We start from the raw sequence: 24,323 nt of genomic DNA, 5'->3' as shown, positions 1-24,323 counted from the left end.
TTTTGCTATTATTTAGTTACTTGCTTATTGACTTTTATTTAACTAATACATGACTCATTATTTACAAGTTTCACCTAAGATTAAAGCCTGGACTAAGTATGTTGCTTTTGATGAAGGTGCTAAGCAGCAAATTCAAAACATTGCCTCTTTGCCTATTATTTTTAAACATATTGCTGTAATGCCTGATGTGCATTTAGGAATTGGTGCTACTGTAGGCTCAGTTATACCAACAAAAACCGCTATCATTCCAGCTGCAGTTGGCGTTGATATCGGTTGTGGGATGATAGCTATGCGTACAAATCTATTTGCTCATGACTTACCAGATAATTTATATAAACTACGTCTTGCCATTGAGCAAACTATTCCAGTTGGTTTTGCTAAATGGACAGAAAAAACGCTACCAAAGCTTGCTATTACCACTTGGAAAAATCATCTCAGCAATACTTATTGTAAATTAAAAGAAAAACATCCCTTAATAAGTCCTGCTAAGAAAGTCTCAAGCCATAATCCTGTTAGCCAGCTTGGTACACTAGGTGGCGGTAATCATTTTATCGAATTATGTCTTGATGAACAGGGACAACTTTGGTTACTACTTCATAGTGGCTCAAGAGGAATAGGAAATACTATTGGAACTTATTTTATTGAACTCGCTAAACGAGATATGCAACATCAATTGGCCCAGCTTCCTGATAGAGATTTAGCTTATTTTACTAAAGGTACCCAACATTTTGCTGATTACTTTAATGCTGTCAATTGGGCCCAAAACTATGCGAAATGTAACCGCGATATTATGCTGCACATGCTAGCTCAAACAGTAGGTAATTATTTAGGCAAAACTATCGACTCTGAAATTTATGTAGTCAATTGTCATCATAATTATGTTGCAGAAGAAAAACATTTTGGGCAATCTGTGTATGTTACTCGTAAAGGAGCCGTGTCGGCCAGAAAAGATGAATTAGGTATTATTCCCGGAAGTATGGGCGCTAAATCATTTATTGTTAGGGGCTTAGGTAATCAAGATAGTTTTAATAGCTGTAGCCATGGTGCTGGTCGAGTTATGTCACGCAATCAAGCGAAAAAATCAATTACTTTAGCTCAACATAAAACGGCTACCCAAGCAGTTGAATGTAGAAAAGATAAAAAAATCCTAGACGAAAGCCCTGCTGCCTATAAAAATATTGCTGCCGTCATGAAATCGCAAGAAGATTTGGTTGAGATACTATTCACTTTAAAGCAAATTTTATGTGTTAAAGGTTAAACATATGAAGTACATTGGTAAAATAATTACTTTATAAGCTCTCCATTCTAGTTATTTTCTATAAATAGTTATAAGCCTACCTGATTTTTTACCCTATAAAAAAAGATTTTCTATTTATAACATTTGACCAAAAAAATTTCTATTTTATCCTTAATCAATACTAGATTAGAGATTTGTTTTTGAAAAATTTTATGAATTATAAATTATATTTAGGTAAAAAATTAATAAAAATTTTTATATAACTTTTTTCTTTTTTTATTTCCTAGTTTTAATTTTTATAAATTTATCAAAAACTTAAAAAAATTAAATCAAAAATTAAATTTATTAATAGTCTCTTAATTTAAAAATATTAAAATTGTAAGATGTTTACTATTTAATATGAGGTAAAAAATGAGAGATAAATTACATATATGCTACGGTTCTAATAAAGCCGGTGAAGTATTATTTGGATGTTTTCATAATGAAGGACAATATATAATTGGCTATAGAAACGAGGTTGCGATAAGAAATGAAGGTAAAGTAGGTACTGAGTTTGAATTTCCTGGAGCCGCAAAGGCTACGAGACTTAGTATCAATGTTCCTAGTGCTGAAAATATGGAAAATGTTCGTGAAGCATTGGTAGGCACATTAAAAACTATAGTCAGAAAGTGCGAAGTAGAACAAAAAATAAAGAAAATAATTTTAGTTGCTGATGTAAATCTACTCACTAAGGAAAATAGTATAATTGCTGATTATTTAATTAATGATGATCTGGATAAAGAATTTGAAGAGCAAGGTATTTTATTTGAAAAGATATTAGAATCAGGCGAGCCGAGCGTTGTGAAAACATCTGTAATGATGTATGAATCACAAGTACGAACTCCTAACTCTCCTGTAACACTAAGAACAAAGAAAAATTCAGGAGGTGAAGCCGTATTAAAGGTTTTTCCTGCTGATCCAGAAAGAGAAAAAGCTGTTATCGATATTAAGGAAAAGTTATTAAATAAAACTAAAGAAGCCCCTGAAGCTGATCCAGGTAGCAATGCCAATGCAGGTGGTTGTGATGCTGCAGTTAGTGACCAAACAAGCATTCAAGGGCAGACAGTTGAGTCTATTGTCACTAAACCTGCCATCAACATTCCTGGTCTTGAAAATAATTTAGAAAAGTTAGAAATTTCAGAGCCTAAAGAAAATTCTAGCAAACTAGTCAGGAACTAATACAATTAAAGCAACCTATTTTTATTATAATTTTTTCTACCGCCAATTTTTTGGCGGTATTATTTTTAAATTAAATGTTTTATTTTAAGATGTTATAGGCTTTAAAGATAATTTAAATGTTAACTATATTAATAACTTTATTTTTATTTTAATTCGATTGGCTTGTCTTTACTTATCTAGTAATGAAGTAATAAAAAATTAAAATAGAATGTGTTATTATTTTTTATGACATAAATAGAACGAAGAACTTTTTTATTAAAAAGTTTAATTATAGTGGATTTCACCCTAGCCCAAATTCTCTTAAGTTTTGCCTAACTTTTAATCCTTCATGGAGCTAGGATTATACAAGGATAGTTAATGTCTTTTTTTTATACCGTTGGAAGGAATACAGGCCGATTTTTTCGTTCTTTTAATCTTTTCTTCGCTTTTATAGGACACGTATGTCATAGCGCATTGAGCGTAATCTTTAGCCCCTCTAATATCACCTGGCTTAATGTATTAAAAATCCTTTATAATTCTGGTACAGCTATTGCTATTCCCCTGATGCTAATTATTGTTTTATCTGCTAGTACATTGTGCCTTAATCTCTTTTCTATTTTAAAAAGCTTTAATTTACAGAATAAAGCACTACCAATTGCCCAGACTATGGTAACTAGAGATTTATTGCCACTCTTGATTGGCTTAGTATTATGCGTACAAGCCTCGCTTAATTTAATCATTAATCGGGTCAGAATTACAAAGCTGCGTCATACTCCTCATGAAGTTATCCTAACTTATATATTTCCTATATTTATAGGCACTAATATGTGTGCTGTACTCTTATATGCTTACACGCTTATAGCATCCCTGCTTGGCCTATTTTATTTATTTGCTTATTATTTTAATATGACATTACATGAATACATGCTACATGTTAATCATGCCATACAAATTGTTACACTCACAAAAGGCATCGTTAAGACGCTTCTTTTTGGTATACTTGTTAGTTTAACAGCAAGTTATTATTATTATTTAGCTGCAATTATTCATATTCCACTGCGCACAGCGGTATCAAGGATTTTAACTCGGGGTGCCCTGTGGATTGCTGTAGTAGATGCTACATTGAAGATGCTTCGTATTTAAAGCAAGTAAGTTTAAGGACAAATGAATGCGTCATGAACCTTTTTATACTTTGGTTGGTATATTTGTAGTTGGTGGCCTTGCTTTAATGTTTCTTAGTGGGCTATTTTTCTATCAGCAATATACGCAAGCGAAAGTTCAAACCTATGTTATGTTCTTCAATGGTTCCTTAAAAGGACTAACTACCACTGCACCTGTAACTTATCGAGGTATAAAGATTGGTGAAGTCTCGCTTATTCAAATTACAGAAAATAAATTAGGCAATAGAGTACAAATACCTGTGTATGTTGAATTTTTTGTTGAGAAAAATTTTGATTTAACACAAAACCCTATTCAACTACTGATTAAAAATGGTTTTGTGGCTGACATTTCTAAACCTAATTTTTTAACTGGCATCTCCGATGTTGAACTTGTACAAGGTGAGATAAAATCCGCTGACTATCAAGTCAAATATTTTCGCGGCTACCCTATTTTTCCAACAAGAAATAGTAGAGAAAAAATTACCACCATTGATGAGGCTTTAAAATCAGCACAAATAATGATTGAAGAAATTACTAAGTTGGTTCGTTCTCCTATAATTCGCGAAACTATAAATTCCACTGATGATACTTTAAAATCAGCACAGACCATGATTAAAGCGATTACTAAGTTAGCACGTTTACCAGCTATTCGTGAAACTTTAAGCTCAACTAAAGAAATGACCACCAGTTTTAATCAATTGGCACACAATATTGAGGGCTATTTACCACCTGCTATCAACTATTTTAATCAATCAGTGCGAGAAGTTGCTGAAGCGGCTAATTCTTTTGAAAACCTAAGTGATTATTTAGCACGCCATCCTGAAGCTTTATTGCGAGGTAAGCCGTGATTTTAAGAAAAATTAGTCTAATTTTATTAATACTTATGCTACTGTCTTGTGGACGCTCAAAAGAAGCCATATTTTATCTTTTAAATCCACTAGCACCAACAAAAAATAATGCATCTCATTATAGTATGCAAATTGGTATAGATGAAATTGAGCTACCTAAATACACTCAAAAGTCACAGTTAATGATCCATTATACGCCCTACAAAGTCCAGTTAGAAGAATACCATCGTTGGGCTGAGTCATTAGCTAACAATATAGGACGTGTTATTAAAGCTAATTTAACTAGCTTATTGCCAGGTGCAATCATTGAAAGATACCCCTGGGATACAAATTTTAAACCTAATTACCATATTCAAATTGATATTTTTCAATTCGAGATTGATTATAATGGCGATAGTATTTTGCGAGCAACTTACTTAATTTCTTCAGGTTTAATCATTAAAAAATATAATGTAATGTATAGAATTAAATTAACTAATCAACCTATCACCGTTGAGGCACTGGTTAAAAGTATGAATACAAATTTAAATCACTTAACAATAGATATTGCTAAGTCACTAAAAGCTTCAGATAAATAAGAGTAAATTAACCAGCCTGCTGTGGCGCTATATTATCTAGAGTATTGTATTCATCTGCCACATCTGTAGGAACATCTTGAGTTAAAGTTCCATCTGCTTCCATCCACCCTAACTTTACAAAAACAGTTCTTGCAGTACTAGTCTCTTCCCTAGCATCTCTAACAATATCACTTAAGCTACAGTTGTCGAAAGAAGTCTTCTGGCATAATGGAGCAAAAAACCGCCCAACACCAGCCACTTGATTTAAACTATTATTATATTCTTGAATAAATTTAGCTTTAGAATCCAAATTATTAACTACATTGTTTGTATTAATAGATTCACTTAAAAATTTAAAATCTTCTTGAGTAATATTATCAATTACGTGCAAATTTCGAATTTTAGGAATTAATTGCTTAACTTGCTCTACAGACTGAATTGCTAAGGAAGAGGAGATAGATTGCGATGTTTGGTTATCTTTTGTGGAAGTTGAGATATCACTAGGACGTTTGGCCAATTCTTCAAGAAAAAATACTATTTCTTTTCCTTCTTTAAAGGTAACACTACCATCAATAAAAGAAAAACCAGCCCTTTCATAAGACGAGCTCATGTTTTGGTCTATCCATTCCACTACCCATCTTGGATTAGATACATGTCTTTGAGTCTCTAAAGATAATTCAAGTTTTCCTTCTTTAGTAAGGTTTAAAGTAATATACATAATGGCTTTTTCGTGGGTAGTCTATTTTTAGTTTAAGAGAATGTATTAAAAATAGCAAATTTGTATAAAAATTATTTTTTTTAAAAATTTTATTAAAAATTTCTTTTTAAATTTAATAAAAAAGTTTAAAAAAATTAATTTTATAAATCAAAAGCTTAATTAAAAAAAAAATATAGAAAGAAAATATTATAATTACATTTAATAGAATTAATAAATTTTATGCATTTACTTAAGATTTAATTAATTAAAAGCCTTTGCTCTTTAAAACATATTTTTAGCTAGGAAAGGAAAAGAGAATACAACTCAGAAGATACGCAAAAAAAGCTTAAGCACAAGCCAATAAAATAATTCTGGTCATAGAGCTTTATAAGGACCTTTGCCTAGGCAAAATCTTTCAACAGTTTTTAATTTTGCCTAGGCAAAGGATGAAGGCCTGTTAAAGGCTTAATTTAATTTTAAACTAGGTCGCCATAGATGTTGACCAGTTAGGACTGCTAATCTCTTTATCTTGGTAAACATAAGGACGGCCTATAATAGAACAAGCCTTTTCTTTATCTTTCTGGCTTAAATAAGCAGCTATCGCTTCTAAAGGATTAATATACTCGTCGGAATCTATTTTTTTATCCTTCAATGTATTATTGGATGAAGTTTCATCGCAATCCCAGGGGCAATTAAGATCAATTTCCCATCCATCAACAATAGCGAGATAGAGCGCATTAAATAATTCTTTAGCTTGCTTGATATTCTTTAGCAATACTTTCTCACCATTATCTCTAGGGACAGAACCTAAAAAATAGAAATAATTAAGCCAGGTATTCGGTGGTTCAGGTATGGACTTCATGGTATTAATTTGGGCAAAAGCATCATAATACTGATATATTTGCTCTACTAATTTATCCCGATAAAGATGATATTCCATGGGTAAATCAGCATTTATAAAAAGCCATTCTAGGCGCTGTAATTTTCGTATTACAGCTTTAGCTTCATCACAATACTCTTTAGAAACTTGCAGCATATTGTTGGATTCATCAGCTATTTCTTCCATTTCCTGAGGTGGAAAGGTCCAATAAAGTTTAACATCTTTATCTTCCATAGAACGATAATATACGGTTTTACCAGATTTATTTTTATGCTCTCTCCGAGGACCTGTGCTATGAAGAAATATATCTTCTAATGGGCCGCTACGACAAGGGATAGTTGGGTGCTTACCATTTTCAGTTAAACGATTTATTTGCTTATCAGTTAATATACCTTGTAAAAGAGATAAGAGTTGCGATTTACAGGTATGAGATGTTTTTAAGCTTGGTCCCCAAAAAGTTAAAGATAAATTCAATTCAAAGGGCTTAAGCCTGGGCTCACGACCCTGCTCTTTTGCTTTTGCCTTTTCAAACTCATATATCTGTGCAGACCAATGTTCATAGGGATAGATTCTTGTATCTTTTTTTGCTTTTTCCGCGAGCCCTTGTTGTTTCATCACCTCATTAATAGCTTGCTCTTGCTCCGTTGCCATTGTTTGACAGCGCTGCTGCAATAATTTAAATTTTTCTTCACTTAATTTAAAAGTTGCACCATGTAAACCATGGCCTAAATCTAGAAAACGTAATGCCTCATGCTGTAGCATGCCGTGGTTACCATTTAAATCGACATCTAGATGCAATTTTAGTTTTATTTTTTTTAGCAGTGAATCAGGCGTTGTTGTGGGTAAACCATAAAACCCCCATTGATCAACTACTTCCATTTTGCCACCTTCTTCTTGCCATTGTGACAATAATAAGCAACTATGCCAGAAAGGATTACTGCCCGCTTTTTGATCTAATAAACAAAAGGTCACTGCATATTTCATTATCAATCTTCCTTCTTGGAACATCTATTAATTAATGAGTTACGGATTTTATAACTTTTATTTTCACGTGATAAGAAATGCAACAACTAAAACATCCTTTTACTTTGTAATAAATTGTCGAAATTTAAATTACTTCAATGCCTTATAAAAAAGCATATTTATAGATTACCTTAAACTTCATAAGAAATTGTTAGCGCTGCGTAAAGTTCAAATGAAAAAGGGCGAAAAGTGCAGTGTATATGACATACATAAGCATTTAAAAACCCTTCTTACCTTAAAAACTAGCCAGCGCTGGCAGTTTCTGGAGAAGTTTATTTAAGCGTACTTATAAAATTTATTTTATACAACAGATCTTATTTTTCTTTTTAACTTTTATTTACTCTAAAAGCACAATAAAAATAATTCTAGCATTTTCAATTAGCTATAACTTAAAATGTTGCTCTATACTTAGACAATAAAATTAAAAAATGGCGAGACGACGTATGCAGGATTCGCTTTTCTTTCGCTTTGGAAAATTAATTTATCGATTTAGAATCCATATTGTATGGCTATGGGTCATTCTATTCCTCTTATGCCTGCCTTATTTACCAACTATCATGAAGCCTTTTAAATCAACAGGTTTTGTTGATACAACTTCAAGTAGTGCTAAAACAGAAACTTACTTAAATAGTGAACTTGGTTTAGGCACTAATCAAATTTTAGTTATTTATACTAGTGAAACCTTGTTAGCTACAGATAGCCGCTTTAAAAATGCAATTAAAAAGTCGTTATCGGGTTTAAAAACGTTACCTATTAAACATGAAATTGTTCTTCCTAATAATAACAAAAAACAAATCTCTGAAGATAAGCATACCGCTTATGCTGTCATTTTTTTTGACAACAAACAGCCTATTGATAAAAATGTTATTGAAGATTTAAAAGGTAGAATAAAAATACCACCAAACATGACTATGCAGCTTGGTGGGAAAGCATTTTTTGAAGAAGGAATCCATAAGCAGACGCAAAAAGATCTTTATAAATCCGATTTAATTGCAGCGCCAGTTTCAATAATTACATTAATTTTAGTATTTGGTTCCTTAATAGCAGCTTTTATTCCCATTGTATTAGGTGGAGGATGCGCTTTAATTATCCTATCTTTATTATATTTTATTGGCCAAATTACCACCTTATCCATCTTTACTATTAATATTGCTCTTTTATTAGGCTTGTGCTTATGTCTTGATTACTGTCTTTTTATTATTAGTCGTTTTCGTGATGAATTAAAGAAAAATAAGACCACTCGTCACGCTATAGCAGTAACGACAGCAACAGCTGGTAAAGCTGTTTTTTTTAGTGGTTTAGCTGTATTTATTAGTCTTAGCGCGCTACTTTTTTTTCCTATTAATATCTTATTTTCGGTAGGCGTAGGTGGGCTCGCAGCAGTATTTGTTGCCATATGTATAGCAGTTATTCTTCTACCGGCTATCCTTTCTATCTTAAGAAATCGGATAAATTCTCTATCTGTACGTTTTACGCAAAAAGAGAGGGCTTCGCTTGCTTGGCGGTGGCTAGCAAAAAAAGTAGTTAAAAGACCTTTTATGTTTTTCTTAGTAACTTTAAGCTTTTTATTATTTTTAGGTTACCCTTTCATACATGCGAAGTTTGGTATTTCTGATTTTCGCATTTTACCTAAGCATTCAGAAAGCCGAGAATTTTTTAACACTTATATTGATAAATTTAGTGAACAAAATTTAGCACCCATTTTATTAGTAGCTACTAGTCAAGATGGTAAAGTGTTAACTAAAAACAATATTGGCCAATTATATGATTTTGTAGATACGCTTAAAAATAACCCGTTAATTGATCATATTAATAGCATTGTTAGTACTAATGACAAGCTTACTAAAGCACAATATCAAACGATATATACCACTAAAAAAATGCTCGATAAAGCAGCTATCAAAAGCTTGTTAGCTTCAACCACAGCTGATCGAGTTACTGTTATAAGTATTACCAGTAAGTATCCTTCTAACTCTCAAGAGACAAAGTCACTCATTAAACAGTTACGTTCACTTAAACCGCCTAAAGGTTTTAGCTTACAATTAACAGGTGAGCCCGTTAAGAATGCAGATGTTTTAGATAAGGTTTTTAAGATTTTTCCTTATGCTGTTTTATGGATTATGTTTTTAACTTACTTAGTCTTATTAATATTATTGCGTTCTTTATTTCTACCTTTAAAAGCTCTGATCATGAATATTGTTAGCTTATGTGCCAGTTATGGCGTATTAGTTTTTATTTTTCAACAAGGCCATTTTCATCAATGGCTTAATTTTGATCCACAGGGCATTCTCGATATTAGTTTACTGGTGATTATTTTTTGTGCTCTTTTTGGCTTCTCTATGGATTATGAAGTCTTTTTATTAACTAGAATTAAAGAATATTATGACAGAACCAAAGATAATCAAAATAGTATTATTTTTGGTATAGAAAAAAGCAGTAAAATTATTACCAGTGCCGCTCTTATTGTAATTTTTCTTTGTGGCTCTTTTATGGTAGCTGATGTGTTGATGGTTAAACAATTTGGGCTTGGTATTGCTGTAGCTATCTTTGTAGATGCATTCTTAATTCGTACACTCTTAGTACCATCAACAATGGCTTTGATTAAATCGATAAATTGGTACTTACCTAAGTGGTTAGAAAGAATTTTGCCAAGGTGGTAATTTAAATTTCTTAATCAATAGAATGCTATTGCTCATTTATGAATTAAAAATGAACAATAGCAATATTTAAATAATTAATTTGCAAACTTAACATGAGCTGCATCAAGCATATTACGAACTTCACCAGCTATAATTTGGTGTGCTAAGGCTGTTGGATGAACTGGATCGAAAAATAGATAACCTTCACAATTCTCATCTACTTGGCCAGGTTTAGCTGCCATTAATAAAGTAGCTTGCTTGGATGGTTTAGCAACTAACACATCATAACAAGTATCTATAGTATTATTAAACCCGTAATCCGCTGCTAATTCTAGAAGGTTATTAACCGTTTGGTATGTATTAAAATACAAAAATTTTACTTCAGAGTATTTTGCTTTAAGGTCATTTACAGCTTGCAGTAAAAGCTCATTGTGACGCGTTGATAATCTTGTCAACTGTTCTTCAGCATGTAACTGTCTAGCTGCCGGTCCCTTGCCTAAATCAGGTAAATTTAATACTAAAATATGTTTTGCACCGGTATTTATAAGCTTTTGAAAGCCTTCTTTAATACCATTAACCACCATAGTATTAGCTTCTTCTTCATTTTCAGGTAATGCTAGATAATTATTACCGCCAATCCATATAACAAATAAACTTTTAGGATCTGCTTTATCATTATGAGCTAATAGATAAGTTTTAATCTCACGATTTAAGGTAAATAATACCTCATCATCAGCAGTATTATCAGAGATTGCAGCGCCCCCAAATGCGTAATCAAGTAAATGTGATTGAACTTTATTAGGAAAATAAGAGTTAGTCAGTTGTTCAATCCAAACAGGACCATTAGTGAAACGGCCATTATAGTAAGGCGGCGATTGCGGTATACGGTGTTGCATATATTCATATAAATTACCATTATCCGATAAACTATCACCAAAAACGACTATACCATTTAACTGATTAGCGTTTACCAATGTTGAAAACAACAGGACAAACATAGCCAAATACCCTTTCATTAGTAAGCCCTTAATAATTAAGTTAATACAATGGAAGCCGATTATAGTATGAAAAATCTAATTGAATCAATTTAGAAAAATGAGCTTTAAACAAAGAGGTGACATAAATTATGTTTTAAAACTACTGACGTTTGTTTCTTTTAAAAATTAAAATTTATGCGTTAATATCCAAATTCTTTAAATTTCGCGGCTTTCAAGAATCATAGTTATATTAATATATCTATGAACATTATCTAATATAATTGTTTCTCTATTATCACCAAAGATATTAAACCTTTTATCTAGACTCATAAAAAACTGCTGCCTAGATTCATATTTTCAATAGTTAACTTTTTAATTCCAGATTAAATGAAATAATTATTTACAATTTGACTATACTTAATCCATCCTTAAGTAAAAAAAGATATAATTAATAATAAATATTAAATTGGAGCATATATGCCTAATTTTAAAGATTATGGCCCTTATAAAGTGAGGAATTACATCGAAAAAAATAAGAAAATTTTAATTAGTCCACCCTATTTAAAAGCTATTGACAACTTAAATAAAGAAATTAGAGCTATTCAGCCTGATCTACGGAAAGAAATTGTCTTGTTGGTGAGCCATCTAAAAGATAAAGAAGCGGATTATATTGAGCCATCTAAAAGTAAAATGATTGAAATTATAAACAAATTACAATCTCTTATAATTAGTGCAAATCCTATTCTTCCAGCTCAAACCTATACATTATTAAAGGAACTTACGAACGAAGGTTTCCCTGCATTACAAGGGTTTATTGAGACCTATAAGGAAAATACTAAAAAAGCAGCAGAAACAGCAGAGTTCGCATTTAATGTATTTAAACAAAAACAAGCGGAACTGTTACCTGATAGTTTTAAAGGTGTTATTAATAACCCAGAGCTAGATGCTTTAGTCCAAGCTTGTTATCAAGCTTTAGAGGAAATAAAAGAAGAGGCCGCAGCAAATATAATGGGCATACCAGATATTTGTTATGGCTTGCAGGACCAGTTAAAGAAAAACCCAGACAAGCCATTTGATACAAATGCAATCAAAAAAGTAATAGATCCAATTCGGGGTTATTTTAATCAGCATGTTAATCTTGGAAATCCTAAGTATAAAGAAACAATTAATTTAATAAAAAATGTACTTATAACTCATAATCAAAATATTCAAGAATTAAAGGATTCGAAAAAGCCATCTTCGCCCTCTATTTTAACTGTTTTGGATAATTACTTGGATAGAAGAAGTAAAGTAGTACACACAGATACCAAACAAACTAAAGAACACTATGGTTATTTTTTTAATTCCTTTAAAAAAACTTATAGTCAAAAAAAAGATGCTGTTACAGCGCTCAAGAAAGCATTAAACCGTGAACCAGGCGTTGACTTATTATCACACTTAGCAGTCCTACGTAATGGAGACCTAGGTGAAAACCTTAGAGCTTTTGTTAAAGCAGGGCATGCAGATAATATTGTTGGTAAACAGGTTAATACCGTAAGTGACTTTATTAAAGAGTTAAGCAAGTTATCTCCAGCAACTCCTCCAACACAGTCTGCGGTAGTAATAAATATTTAGTATTAATATTTATAGTAAAGTAGTTGCTTATTAAATGAATTTTATAACTACCTTAATTCACATAATAAATACTTTTTTTCTAAATTGAAGTTAAGTCATACTCTTTTTCAAAGAGCTGCTATCCTCCACCTTTAAAGCGATGCCTTAAAGATAGGAAGGGTAGCTTTTGGTGTATAGGTTTGCGCTTGGATTAAATCTAATAAAATCATTTGCGCAATTAATGTATCAATAATATTTTCCATCATAGAAGCATATTTTGTTTTCACAAATACATGCGGCTGCTGCCTTTCATAATGAGCACGTATTGGCTCTGCTTCTGACCTATAAGAATAAGTTCTAGAAGGACGTGGTATAGCTGAGGGAGTTGGCTTAAAAGCATTTATTTTATTAAATACAGAATCGAGCGGTGAAGTAGTTACATAAATATAAACTGCAGCTTTTGGATTTCTGACTCGGTTTTGAAAAGTATAAGCCTCTTCATAAGTATTAAAAAAGTAGTAAACAGCAGGCGATACAGGCACTGGCTTAAAAAAAGAGGGTTTATATTGGTGTTGGGCCTGAGGCTTAGGCGCCGCTGGCTCATTAGCTTTCCTAAATGTAGACATGGGCCTAGTCATATTAGGAGAGGGTGTGACGCTAGGAGCAACTGCATGCCCTTGCTCGTCAATTTGACCTAAATTATATAGCTCACGCTTTTTATCATCTTTTAAAATTTCATAGGCAGCGCACACTTCTTGAAACTTTTCTTTACCACCAGGATTTTTATCTGGATGATATTTTAAAGCTAATCGTCGATAAGCCTTCGTAATTTCTTCTTTAGTTGCATGCTCTTCTATTTCTAAAATTTGATATAATTTTTTAGTCATGTCAGTATTTAAAGTTAACAACTTATCTAGTTAGTTATACCAATAAATTATTAAGGAAAACTTAAGTAATATAAAAAAATGGGTTTAATCTTTGTATAGAAAAAAAGTGAAAGCTTCTTTTTAACTCGGGCTACTTCCGCGACTTGCTCTTAGCTCCTCTAATCCAGCTAAATCGCTGAACCCTATGGACAAACCCTAAGATGTAGGCTTAATGGAAAACGCTTTAATAGGATTTCATTTTGTCGTGTGCAAAAAGATTTTAGTTTTTTTATTTAAAGGATGACTCCAGATGTCAATGTCAAATTTTGAAATAGCATTTTTACGTACTTTTTATAAATCATTTATTAATGTACTTAATCCAACTAAACTACACATAGCGCTAAAACAATTCCAAACGAATGTGGCTGATTCAAATAGTAAACGCCATAGTGGAATACAAACTTTTGGCCTTATTGACTGGCAAAAACAAGATGCCGAAAAATTTACTGCAGCGATTGCTGAAGCATTAGCAGCTACTACAGAACAATTCATGGATACACAGGATTTAGACAGCATTCAAGCAATAACAGACACCCTGCGCAATGAATATATACCTGAACTAATTAAACGCTTAAATCCGCATAATCCTTTTGAAGATTTAGCGCGGCAATTACAATTTGATTTAGAGCAATTAGCTAAACAAGAAGAAAATGTAGCTATTTTTAATAAATATAGTTTTTTTGGTGGCGCGGCAGTGATAGCTTTAGGTGCCGCTATTATTTATGATTATTACAATCCGCGCCAATAAAGGATGGATAATTGACCTGTTAGGCTTAACTAACAGGTCATAGTTAATCATTAATTAGAATTAATTACACTTAATTTTAATTGCCGGCCACATACCCAAGCTTTTGTTAAATCTTGAAAAACTTCTTTAGGCATGCCTTTTGGTAACCTTACAGTGGAATGATCGTCATGAATTTTCAGGCCGGTAATAAAACGACTTTGTAAACCTGCTTCATTAGCAATGGCTCCAACAATATTACCCGGCTTAACACCATGAACACGTCCTACTTCTAAACGAAATAATTCTTGTGGCCCATCTTCAAATTGGTTGGCAAAAGATTCGTTGCGGCTAGGACGACGATTTTTTCTACTTCCTCGCTCACTAAAATCTTTAGTTTCTTTGCTAACGAAGCGCTCTTTTTTTCGAGTATCCTTAGTCACATTCACTGGTTTAGGTAATTCTGCTTGCCATGGCTTATCTTTATTGAGTAATAAGGCCAAACTGGCAGCAACATCAGCTGCAGTAACCTCTGGGTTTTGTGATAGATAGGTATCAATAAGCTGGCGATAATCTGCTAAGTTTTTATGATTAAGTCTGTCACTAATACTTGCTAAAAAGCGCTGCTCTTTTACTTGTTGAATAATATAATCACTAGGTACTGTTACTTTTTCTATGCGCTGTCTTGTATGGCGTTCAATATTATTTAGAAGCCTTGCTTCGCGGGGACTAACAAATAAAACTGTCACCCCACTTCGTCCAGCCCGGCCTGTGCGGCCAATACGATGAACATAAGTTTCACAATCATGGGGAGCATCATAGTTAATAACATGCGTGACGCGCTCAACATCTAAACCACGCGCTGCAACATCTGTAGCAACTAATACATCAATAGCGCCTTGTCTAAATTGAGCCACTATTTTCTCTCGTAGAGCTTGTGTAATATCACCATGAATAGCCATTGCTCTATGGCCTTGTTTTTGCAAATTATCAGCCACTTCTTCAGTAGCGCTTTTGGTACGAACAAAAACAATAACGCCTTGATAGTCTTCTGCAGCTAATATACGAACTAATGCATCAGGTTTTTGGGCAGGAGATGCAAATAAAAAACGCTGCTCTATACTTTTTACCGTTGCCGTTTCAGAGCGAATTTCTATTGAAACAGGATCAATAAGATAATTATTGGCAATTTGTCGAATACGATGCGGCATTGTTGCAGAGAATAACGCAATTTGCTTTTCTTTGGGTAATTTTGAAAAAATTAACTCTATATCATCAATAAAACCCATTTGTAACATTTCATCAGCTTCATCTAATACAAAGGTTTTAAGCTGATTAAACTTTAACGTTCCGCGATCAATATGATCTAAGATTCGACCCGGAGTACCAACAACAATTTGTGCTCCCTCACGCAGCTGTTTTAATTGGCGAGAGTAATCCTGACCACCGCATAAAATAGATACAGTCACACCCTGATAGCGGCCTAAAGTTTTAAATTGTCCGGCTACTTGAATAGCTAATTCACGGGTTGGTGCTAAAATTAAAGCCTGTGTTGTTGCTTGCTTAACAGACAAGGATTCTAAAATAGGGAGAGCAAAAGCGGCTGTTTTGCCTGTACCTGTTTGAGCCTGCGCAATAATGTCTCGCCCTTGCAACATCCACGGGATGGTTTGTGCTTGAACGGGAGATGGGGTTTGAAATTTCATATCCTCTAAGGCTTTTAATAAAGGAGCTGATAAATTCAGCGCGGCGAAATTTGCTAAGTTGTCTGTCATAAATCTTCCAAATGATGTATCAATAGCTTAAGTGGTCTAAGTAATGTAAAAATTGCTCAGTATAATAACAAAATAAACAATGGGTTGCACGAATTTTCAATAGCAGATGGCGGTATGAAAAAATTTTGCGGTCTATTTTTCTTCTAAATGTTAACTATTATATCACAGATATCTTTAAAATCATTAAAAAATTAATAAATTTAAATTTTTCTTAAGTTTAATTTCTAATATTAGCCAAAATTATTACTACAGAAATTTAATCTAAGCTTAGATAAACTTGCTCTATATCGTTGCTACCTTAGCACTTGCTAAAATCAATTGCCAATATTTATTATTGTTCTTTAAACAAGTGCTGAGCTTAATTTTTTTCCTTCAAGGATTAAATTAAAATTTAAAGTAAGGCTGCTAAACGACAAGCTTGATCAATTGCATGGCGAGCATCTAATTCCAATGCTTTAAAAGCACCACCTATTAAATGAACATTACAATTAGCCTCGCGTAAAGGTACAAATAATTCACGCAATTCTTCTTGGCCTGCGCAAATAATTACTGAATCTACGGCTAAAAGTTTAGGTTGACCATCAATTTGAATATGCAAACCCTCATCATCAATCTTAATATATTCTACACCAGAAAGCATCTTTACACTTCTATGCTTAAGGCTTAATCGATGTACCCAACCGGTTGTTTTTCCTAAACGTTTCCCTAATTTTTCTTTCTTACGTTGTAGCAAAAAAACTTCACGATTTGTATGCTCAACAGCAGGTTTTTTTATACCACCCCGGTAAGTACCGGTAATATCAATACCCCATTCATTATAAAATTCTTCTAAAGATGAAGTGTTTGGCTCATGAGTTAACCATTCTGCAACATCAAAGCCAATTCCACCTGCACCAATAATTGCAACACGCAGGCCGGGAATTTTTCGTCCTTCAAGAACATCAACATAACTCATTACTTTTATATGCTCAATACCTGGAATAGTTGGTGTACGTGGCTTAATTCCTGTTGCTAAAACAATCTCATCATATTCTTTTAGCATTTCAATATCAGCAGCGGTATTTAAGCGTATATCAACAGCAAATTTTTCTAATTGATAAGTGTAATAATCAATTGTCTTTTGAAAAACCTCTTTACCAGGAACTACCTTAGCTAAATTAAATTGACCACCTAATTTATTTCTTCTTTCAAATAAAGTTACCGCATGCCCTCTTTCAGCAGCAGTAGCAGCAAAAGATAAGCCTGCAGGCCCTGCACCGACAACCGCAATTTTTTTAGGTTGAACAGTAGTTTGATAAATTAATTCTGTCTCATTACAAGCTTGGGGGTTAACTAAACAAGAGGCTGTTTTATTTACAAAGACCCGATCAAGACAAGCTTGATTGCAAGCAATACAGACATTAATGGCGTTACTATCGCCTAATTTTGCTTTTTCCGCAAAATGAGGGTCAGCTAAGAAAGGCCTAGCCATTGAAATCATATCAGCCACCCCTTCTTCTAATAAACTATTGGCTATCTCCGGTGTATTGATACGGTTAGAAGTAATAACTGGAATAGTAATTTCCGGTTTAATTCGCTTAGTTATTGCCGTAAATGCTGCAGTAGGAACCATAGTAGCAATGGTTGGAATACGTGCTTCATGCCAGCCAATACCAGTATTAATAATAGTGGCTCCTGCTTGTTCAATAGCCTTAGCTAAAAGTACCACTTCCTCCCAACTACTGCCATCAGCGATTAAATCTAGCATTGAAAGACGATAAATAATGATAAATTGCTCACCTACTACTTCGCGAACATGCTTAACTACTTCAATAGGAAATTTAATACGATTAGCAAAGCTACCTCCCCACTCATCAGTGCGATGATTAGTATGGGTTACAATGAATTGATTAATGAGATATCCTTCACTGCCCATAATTTCAACGCCATCATAACCAGCCGCTTGCGCTAATTTAGCACAACGGCCAAAATGCTCTATTGTTTTCCTAATTCGGCGCTTACTCATCTGCCAAGGTGCAAAAGGACTTATTGGTGATTTAATGGGGCTTGGCGCAACCACAAAGGGATGATAGCCATATCGACCTGAATGAAGAATTTGCATAGCGATTTTTCCGCCTGCTTCATGCACAGTTCGAGTTACTAATTCATGACGCTCTTGTTCTTTTCTTTGTGTAAGTTTAGCTGCAAAAGGAGCAAGCCTGCCAGCGCGATTTGGCGCAATGCCGCCTGTTACAATTAACCCAGCACCGCCTAGTGCACGCTCACGATAAAAGGCAGCTAAACGTTGTAATCCTTCTTTATCTTCCTCTAAACCTGTATGCATTGAGCCCATTAATAATCTATTTTTTAATTGCGTAAATCCTAAATTTAAAGGCTGGAACAAGGCTTTAAATGGCGTATTATCAATTTTTAATTCCATGGAGTAATCACCTAAAATATCATCATCGATTATAAATCTTATTTACAGTACTTACGTAACACTAGAGCTGTAGCAAAAAGGTTTTAATAGGAAAGCTTAGATAAACTAAATGATCACATTAAAATCCTTTTAACAAAAAATTGAGGTTTTCGTAAGGCCTGCATTATTAACCGCTGGTTAATGTAAGAGAATCTTTAGTTAAACACAATAATTAATAAGGTCATCTTTATTAAATTTAATACTATAGCGATAGGAAGGAAATACAGCTTGATACATGATATAAGCGATTACTTTATTGTACAAAGCTTAGTAGATGCGCTATAGCGAACAAACTATCTTAATATAGATGTTATACTCTTTGTTAATTTGTATGAGTAATCTTTAAAGGTATCATTAAATTTTTATGGCCCTGCTTTGCAATAATAGCACCAATTAAAGCAATAATACCACCGAATAAAGCTATTGGAGCGGGCTTCTCGCCTAGTACTAAAAATCCTAATGCTGTAGAAATTAAGGGCAAAAAATAGGTATAAATAGAAGCTCTTGAGGCTGTTATCTTTTTAAGTGCATAACACCAAAATACATAAGCTAATGTAGCTGAGAAAATACCCATATAAACTACAACAGCGGTTGTGGCGAAACTGGCTGTTAACAAATCTTGTTTTAAAGCAGGTAAAAAATATAATAAGAATAATGTTCCGCCCCAGATTACCCAACAGGTTACAGCCACCGGATGATATTTTTGTAAAAAATATTTCTGAGTAAGGTTATACATAGCGCTCATGGTAGTGGAAATAAAGATAATAAATACATCTTGCACACGAACTTCAAGGTATTCTCCACCCATTGCTATTAATAACAGACCAAACATACTGGTCACAACACCGAACCACACTAAAAAATTAGTACGCTCTTTAAATAAGATAATGCAAAAGATTATTGTTAATACGGGATTAATACCAATGATAAAACTTGCTATACCTGCCGAGACTGATAACTCGCCAATATTTAAACAAATATTATAAATTCCAATTGAGCCTACTCCAATAAGCAATAATTGTAAGCGTTCAGGCCAAGGTATTTTCTTTTTATTAGGTAATAATGCATAAATAATTGTGATGGAAATGGATGCAACTAGGAACCGTAACAATGCTAAAGAACCTGGGGTATAATCAGTTAAACTAAACCGAATCCCGACAAAGGCTGATGACCATAATAATAAAGCTAATCCTATAGCATAATTTACTTTTTTCACAATTCACCATCATAAGGTAAAATTTAAATTTTAACTCTAGCTATGTCCAGAAATCTATTAATCCTAGCTTTAGTTAGAGTAATAAAGCTTGCTGTAGCTAAGTAAAGAATGAGACTTTAAAATAACTTACAACTTAAAGAAACAACCTCTAACCACTTTATCTCAAGGTTTCACTATTTAAACCATCGATTACCACCTAAATGCCAAACAGAGATGTGCTTAATACCTGCTGCTTCTATGAGAGCTCTTTTTTTATTAAGTGAGTCAGATGTCTGCATATAATAAGTTACATTGTCATGGCGCCAAAAAAATTCATAAGATGATGGGTCTTGAATAGCTGTTGTAAACCCAGGATAATTTTGTGATTGCGCATAAGTGTCAAGTTTAATCTTATAAGAGCCTGTCTTCCCGTGATAACCATAAGAAGGCATGCCGATGACAATTTTATCCTTATCTACTCTAGCCTTAACGTAATTGATAATATCACTGACCCATTTATTAGGCGCTATTGGATTGCCTACACCGTGATCATATTGATAGTCATAAGCCATAATAACAATGTAATTAACCGGTAGAGCATTAAAGTCTTCATACACCCATTTGTAATAGCCTTGCTCAACTGAATTTGCAATTGGTGGTCCATCAATCATAAGTTGAGCATGAATAGCTTGCAGAGCGCTACCTAATTCACTTACAAATAATTTGTAGTTAGTATAACTTGTATTTGTCCAGCTTCCGAATCCCTCAAAATCAAGTTCTACCCCAGTAAAGCCTACCTTTTTAACAAAATCTACTAAAGTGATAATAGCTTTTTTACGTTTTATTTTATCTGCAGTTAGTGCTTCCATAGCGCTGGCATCAGCAGAAACTACAACAAACTGCTGTTTTGAATTTGCTTTAATACTTTTGACATTTTTTACGCTATAAGCGTTACAGCCTACATCATCAACATTTAATTGATAAATACTACCTGCATCATCTACATTAAAATACTCAGGTTTTAAAACTTGAATAGTGCGTCCATCTGTATATTCGTTTTTTGCATTGCAAGCTGGATTTCCAGGGTAAAGCCATGCTTGAATATCAGCAGCATAAATAACTTGAGAGAAGTAGAGTAAAATTATTCCTGAAAAAAAAGCCAACCCTAACTTCATTACATTTCCTTATAAAAAATAAGATAATAATTAATTGGGATTATATGTATTTTTAATATTTAATTAAGCATATAGAATGTTTAATGAATTGTAAAAATATTTAACTTATTTCAATAGGGAAAGTATGAAGAAATTAATAAGTTTATTACTAGCCTCATTATATACAGCTTCAAGTTATGCTGGTGAATTGAATACAACTGTTTATGCTACTGGTCCGGGTAGTAAACCACTTGGTGAAATTAAATTTACAGATACACCTTATGGCCTGTTAATAACGCCTAATTTAAGTGGTTTGCCTGCCGGTATTCATGGATTTCATTTGCATCAGCATGCCAATTGTGGCGATTCAGGTATGAGTGCAGGTGGACATTATGATCCTAATAATACAAAAAAACATCTTGGGCCTTATGCTGCAGGCCATTTAGGTGATTTGCCAGCGCTCTTTACAACACAAGATGGTAAAGCTAATTTACCTTTACTTGCACCAAGACTAAAAACCAATGATTTACCAGGTTTAGCGGTTATGATTCATGCAGGAGGTGATAATTACTCTGATAATCCACCGTTAGGTGGGGGTGGCGCTCGAATAGGATGTGGCATTATTAATTCAGCTTCTAATAAAAAAGCTGCACAATCCTAATCTTTATTAATACCCGTATTTAAAATATTTTCAATACGGGTATGTTTATTACTCTTTATAAATTAAGGCCGACATACGCACTATGAATAACCGCAGCAATGCGGCCAATCCTTGCTAACGCCTGCATAGATAGGCCATGCTCTTTTAAGTTTCGACAATGAGCGCTAATACAGGCACCACAACCATTTAATATCGATACCGCTAATGACATCACTTCAAAGGTTACTTTATCTACACCTGGATTCATCATGCCCTGCATACGTAAACCTGCCGGAACATGATTTAATTCAGGCTGTTCGCTAAGATGTATAAAGCGATAATAAATATTGGTCATTGCCATCAAACTTGCAGCTAATTTTGCAGCGTCACGCAAAGATAACTCAGACTCCAACTCTGTCTCTAATGATTGAGTCAGTGTTTTGTTACCTATGTGATAAGCAACTGCTAAAGCACTGCCTATTATTTGCTGACTGCTAAGCTCATCAGTTTGATTTAAATCGAGCACCTTAGTTAAATTGATCCGGGTATCCTTAGCTAAATCCGGTAATTTTTCTTTAAGCTTTTCTAACATAAACTTGATTCCTTAAAATCAAACATGAATAGTTTCTTCGCCCTTTTTCCAATTACAAGGACATAGCTCATCTGTTTGCAAGGCATCTAACACGCGTAATACTTCTTGTGGATTACGGCCAACATTTAAATCAGTAACCATTACAAAGCGAGTAATACCTTCGGGATCAACGATAAATGTAGCACGCTGAGCTACCCCTTCATTAGCGTCTAAAATACCTAAGCTTTGAGTTAATTCACGCTTTACATCAGCGAGCATTGGGAAAGGTAGTGAATTTAAATCATTATGTTGATTACGCCAAGCTAAATGCACGAACTCACTATCTGTGCTTCCACCTAATACTTGAGCATCTCTATCTGAAAATTCTGAGTTTAGTTTGCCAAAGCCAGCAATTTCAGTAGGACAAACAAAAGTAAAATCTTTTGGCCAAAAAAATACTACTAACCATTTCCCTTTATAGGTTTCATTAGAAATAGTGGTAAAGGCACTATTCATGTCATTACTGACAGTAGCTTTTAAATTAAACTGGGGAAACGGTTGACCTACAGTAATCATTTTATTCTCCTTTTATTAATGAAATAGTTTATGTATTAAACTGTAGTGAAAATCATTGCATAAGTAAAATCGATTATAGTTATCAAAACAATTAGCTTTAACTATTGTAATTTATAACCCATCTCGACGATGTTCTTTTTACAATTAAAGATAAAGAAACCAAACCTACCATACTAAAAACAATAGCGGGAAGAGCTAAGGGCAATGTAGAGCTAACAGTATTATTAATTAAAAAATAACCAGCTAAACCTGCAAATAAAAATCGCGACGAACCTATGGCAGCCGCCGCTGTTCCTTTGGCTTCATCAAAAGGACTCATTGCGCCACCAGCGCCTGCCCCCATACAAAACGTACCCCCAGTACCTATAAGTAGCATAGGGTAAATAAAATTATAGACACTTAACCCATAAAGCAAATACCAGGCTGTCATCCAAATACCACCTATTAGCGTAATTAAATAACCTAAAAGACAAGTTCGAAAGATTCCTAAGCGCTCAACGATAATGCCGCCTAGAAAACTGCCAAATAAAAGAGAAAAACCCATAAAACAGAAATAAAAACCATACTGCGTTTGTGCAATACCTAAACAACGAATTATTAAATAAGGTGATAACGCACAAAATAGATATAAATAAGAATGTCCAATAGAAGAAGCTAAATTAAAAACCAAGAAATTACGATTACGCAAAACAAACCAGTACTGGCTTACTAATTCTTTTGATACTGGTAATCGTTGCTGCCTCGGCAAGGTCTCATTAAGCCACAGCCCCATAGTAATAAAAGCGCATAGTGCTATAAGCAATAAACTCCAAAAAGTTGCTGCCCAGCCTAAATAATAATCAAGATAACTGCCAATAAAGGTAGCAAAAATAGGTGAAAAGGAAATCATGCCATTTAAGAAGCTGTAAGCTCTGGCACACTTTTCATCGGCATATAAATCTCTAACAATAGCAAAACTAAGTACCAACATGCCGCAGGAACCTAATGCCTGAATAACTCGGTAAAATAAAAGTTGCTCAACATTCATAGCAAGCCCACAGCAAAAAGAGCCTGCAGCAAAAAAAGCAATCATCCATAGGGCTACTATGCGGCGCCCAAATTGATCCGAAATAGGTCCTATAATTAATTGCATTAATCCTGCACTTAACATAAACCAGTTTAAAGTCTGTAGCATCCTGGTGTCTGTTGTATTAAATACTTCCGTAATATGAGGTATGGCAGGAACATAAACATCCATAGCAAGCGGCAGCGCTAATACCATAGGCGTAAGCGCAAGAATTAATTTTATAAACATGACAGCTTAAACTCTTTGCATAGGTCAAAACTTGAAAGCCTATTTAAAGGCTTTCTTCGAAAGGTCAATTTTCAATGGCTTGTCCATAGGAACCAGCGCTATAAAAGCATTACTGAATCCTACAGAAAAATCGCGGAACATTGAAAGAAATTTAAAAAGAATATTTTTCATTTTTTGTCCTGTGCCAAGCTATTAACTAAGA

Annotated in this window: 20 protein-coding genes; 9 read left to right on the top strand and 11 right to left on the bottom strand. The window is 33.7% G+C overall.

Translation table 11 applies throughout. From position 1 onward, the window contains the following. Positions 1-49 precede the first annotated feature (49 nt). From ACNVED_RS03435 to ACNVED_RS03415, 5 genes are all read left to right on the top strand, one after another. Positions 50-1,258: an RtcB family protein gene (locus ACNVED_RS03435; RefSeq protein WP_419420366.1), complete on the top strand. Its 1,209-nt coding sequence runs from the start codon at positions 50-52 to the stop codon at positions 1,256-1,258. 390 nt (positions 1,259-1,648) lie between these two features. Further along, on the top strand, positions 1,649-2,455 hold the full coding sequence (locus tag ACNVED_RS03430; protein WP_419420365.1) for a hypothetical protein: 807 nt from the start codon (positions 1,649-1,651) through the stop codon (positions 2,453-2,455). Positions 2,456-2,812: 357 nt separating this feature from the next. Then, a complete protein-coding gene (locus ACNVED_RS03425; protein WP_419420364.1) occupies positions 2,813-3,577 on the top strand; it encodes an ABC transporter permease in 765 nt (254 codons plus the stop codon). A 25-nt stretch (positions 3,578-3,602) separates the two neighbouring features. After that, entirely contained in the window at positions 3,603-4,442 is an 840-nt protein-coding gene (locus tag ACNVED_RS03420; protein WP_419420363.1) for an MlaD family protein, read from the top strand. Further along, a complete protein-coding gene (locus ACNVED_RS03415) occupies positions 4,439-5,020 on the top strand; it encodes a PqiC family protein (RefSeq protein WP_419420362.1) in 582 nt (193 codons plus the stop codon). Before ACNVED_RS03420 ends, ACNVED_RS03415 begins: the two co-directional genes overlap by 4 nt. A 7-nt stretch (positions 5,021-5,027) precedes the next feature. Here the strand turns inward: ACNVED_RS03415 and ACNVED_RS03410 are convergent, their stop codons facing one another. Further along, positions 5,028-5,717, bottom strand: coding sequence for a hypothetical protein (locus ACNVED_RS03410; protein WP_419420361.1), 690 nt, complete (start codon positions 5,715-5,717; stop codon positions 5,028-5,030). A gap of 460 nt (positions 5,718-6,177) precedes the next feature. Continuing rightward, positions 6,178-7,560 (bottom strand): hypothetical protein, encoded by a 1,383-nt coding sequence (locus tag ACNVED_RS03405; protein ID WP_419420360.1) that lies wholly within the window; start codon positions 7,558-7,560, stop codon positions 6,178-6,180. A gap of 482 nt (positions 7,561-8,042) precedes the next feature. On the opposite strand from ACNVED_RS03405, the gene ACNVED_RS03400 reads away from it, so the two are divergent. Further along, entirely contained in the window at positions 8,043-10,259 is a 2,217-nt protein-coding gene (locus ACNVED_RS03400) for an MMPL family transporter (protein ID WP_419420359.1), read from the top strand. 74 nt (positions 10,260-10,333) lie between these two features. Here ACNVED_RS03400 and plaA read toward each other — a convergent pair whose 3' ends face one another. Beyond that, positions 10,334-11,254: a GDSL family lysophospholipase PlaA gene (gene plaA, locus ACNVED_RS03395; protein ID WP_419420358.1), complete on the bottom strand. Its 921-nt coding sequence runs from the start codon at positions 11,252-11,254 to the stop codon at positions 10,334-10,336. A 438-nt stretch (positions 11,255-11,692) separates the two neighbouring features. Between plaA and ACNVED_RS03390 the strand changes: the two genes are divergently transcribed. Then, positions 11,693-12,829 (top strand): hypothetical protein, encoded by a 1,137-nt coding sequence (locus ACNVED_RS03390; protein ID WP_419420357.1) that lies wholly within the window; start codon positions 11,693-11,695, stop codon positions 12,827-12,829. A gap of 131 nt (positions 12,830-12,960) precedes the next feature. On the opposite strand, the gene ACNVED_RS03385 is transcribed toward ACNVED_RS03390, so the two are convergent. Continuing rightward, positions 12,961-13,695, bottom strand: coding sequence for a J domain-containing protein (locus ACNVED_RS03385; protein ID WP_419420356.1), 735 nt, complete (start codon positions 13,693-13,695; stop codon positions 12,961-12,963). A 289-nt stretch (positions 13,696-13,984) separates the two neighbouring features. Here ACNVED_RS03385 and ACNVED_RS03380 point away from each other — a divergent pair, with 289 nt between their 5' ends. After that, positions 13,985-14,482, top strand: a complete 498-nt coding sequence (locus ACNVED_RS03380) for a hypothetical protein (protein ID WP_419420355.1) — start codon at positions 13,985-13,987, stop codon at positions 14,480-14,482. 50 nt (positions 14,483-14,532) lie between these two features. Here the strand turns inward: ACNVED_RS03380 and ACNVED_RS03375 are convergent, their stop codons facing one another. The 4 genes from ACNVED_RS03375 to ACNVED_RS03360 all read right to left on the bottom strand — a co-directional run bounded on the left by ACNVED_RS03375 (position 14,533) and on the right by ACNVED_RS03360 (position 21,061). Further along, a complete protein-coding gene (locus ACNVED_RS03375) occupies positions 14,533-16,233 on the bottom strand; it encodes a DEAD/DEAH box helicase (protein ID WP_419420354.1) in 1,701 nt (566 codons plus the stop codon). Between the two features lie 391 nt (positions 16,234-16,624). Further along, entirely contained in the window at positions 16,625-18,652 is a 2,028-nt protein-coding gene (locus ACNVED_RS03370) for an FAD-dependent oxidoreductase (RefSeq protein WP_419420353.1), read from the bottom strand. Positions 18,653-19,013: 361 nt separating this feature from the next. Next, complete coding sequence (locus ACNVED_RS03365; protein WP_419420352.1) at positions 19,014-19,907, bottom strand: DMT family transporter; 894 nt, start codon at positions 19,905-19,907, stop codon at positions 19,014-19,016. A gap of 173 nt (positions 19,908-20,080) precedes the next feature. Further along, positions 20,081-21,061, bottom strand: coding sequence for a glycosyl hydrolase family 18 protein (locus tag ACNVED_RS03360; RefSeq protein ID WP_419420351.1), 981 nt, complete (start codon positions 21,059-21,061; stop codon positions 20,081-20,083). A gap of 124 nt (positions 21,062-21,185) precedes the next feature. On the opposite strand from ACNVED_RS03360, the gene ACNVED_RS03355 reads away from it, so the two are divergent. Beyond that, complete coding sequence (locus tag ACNVED_RS03355) at positions 21,186-21,701, top strand: superoxide dismutase family protein (protein WP_419420350.1); 516 nt, start codon at positions 21,186-21,188, stop codon at positions 21,699-21,701. Between the two features lie 55 nt (positions 21,702-21,756). Here the strand turns inward: ACNVED_RS03355 and ACNVED_RS03350 are convergent, their stop codons facing one another. The 3 genes from ACNVED_RS03350 to ACNVED_RS03340 form a co-directional block, all read right to left on the bottom strand. After that, positions 21,757-22,272 carry a carboxymuconolactone decarboxylase family protein gene (locus tag ACNVED_RS03350; protein WP_419420349.1) on the bottom strand — a complete coding sequence of 172 codons (516 nt, stop codon included), beginning with the start codon at positions 22,270-22,272 and terminating at the stop codon, positions 21,757-21,759. 18 nt (positions 22,273-22,290) lie between these two features. Continuing rightward, positions 22,291-22,827 (bottom strand): peroxiredoxin, encoded by a 537-nt coding sequence (locus ACNVED_RS03345; protein ID WP_419420348.1) that lies wholly within the window; start codon positions 22,825-22,827, stop codon positions 22,291-22,293. 97 nt (positions 22,828-22,924) lie between these two features. Further along, on the bottom strand, positions 22,925-24,121 hold the full coding sequence (locus ACNVED_RS03340) for a multidrug effflux MFS transporter (protein WP_419420347.1): 1,197 nt from the start codon (positions 24,119-24,121) through the stop codon (positions 22,925-22,927). Between the last annotated feature and the right edge of the window lie 202 nt (positions 24,122-24,323).

Origin of the sequence: Legionella sp. D16C41, from assembly GCF_048541585.1 — a bacterium.
In the GTDB taxonomy this organism is placed as follows: Bacteria; Pseudomonadota; Gammaproteobacteria; order Legionellales; family Legionellaceae; genus Legionella_C.
This window is presented reverse-complemented; position numbering and strand designations above follow the sequence as displayed.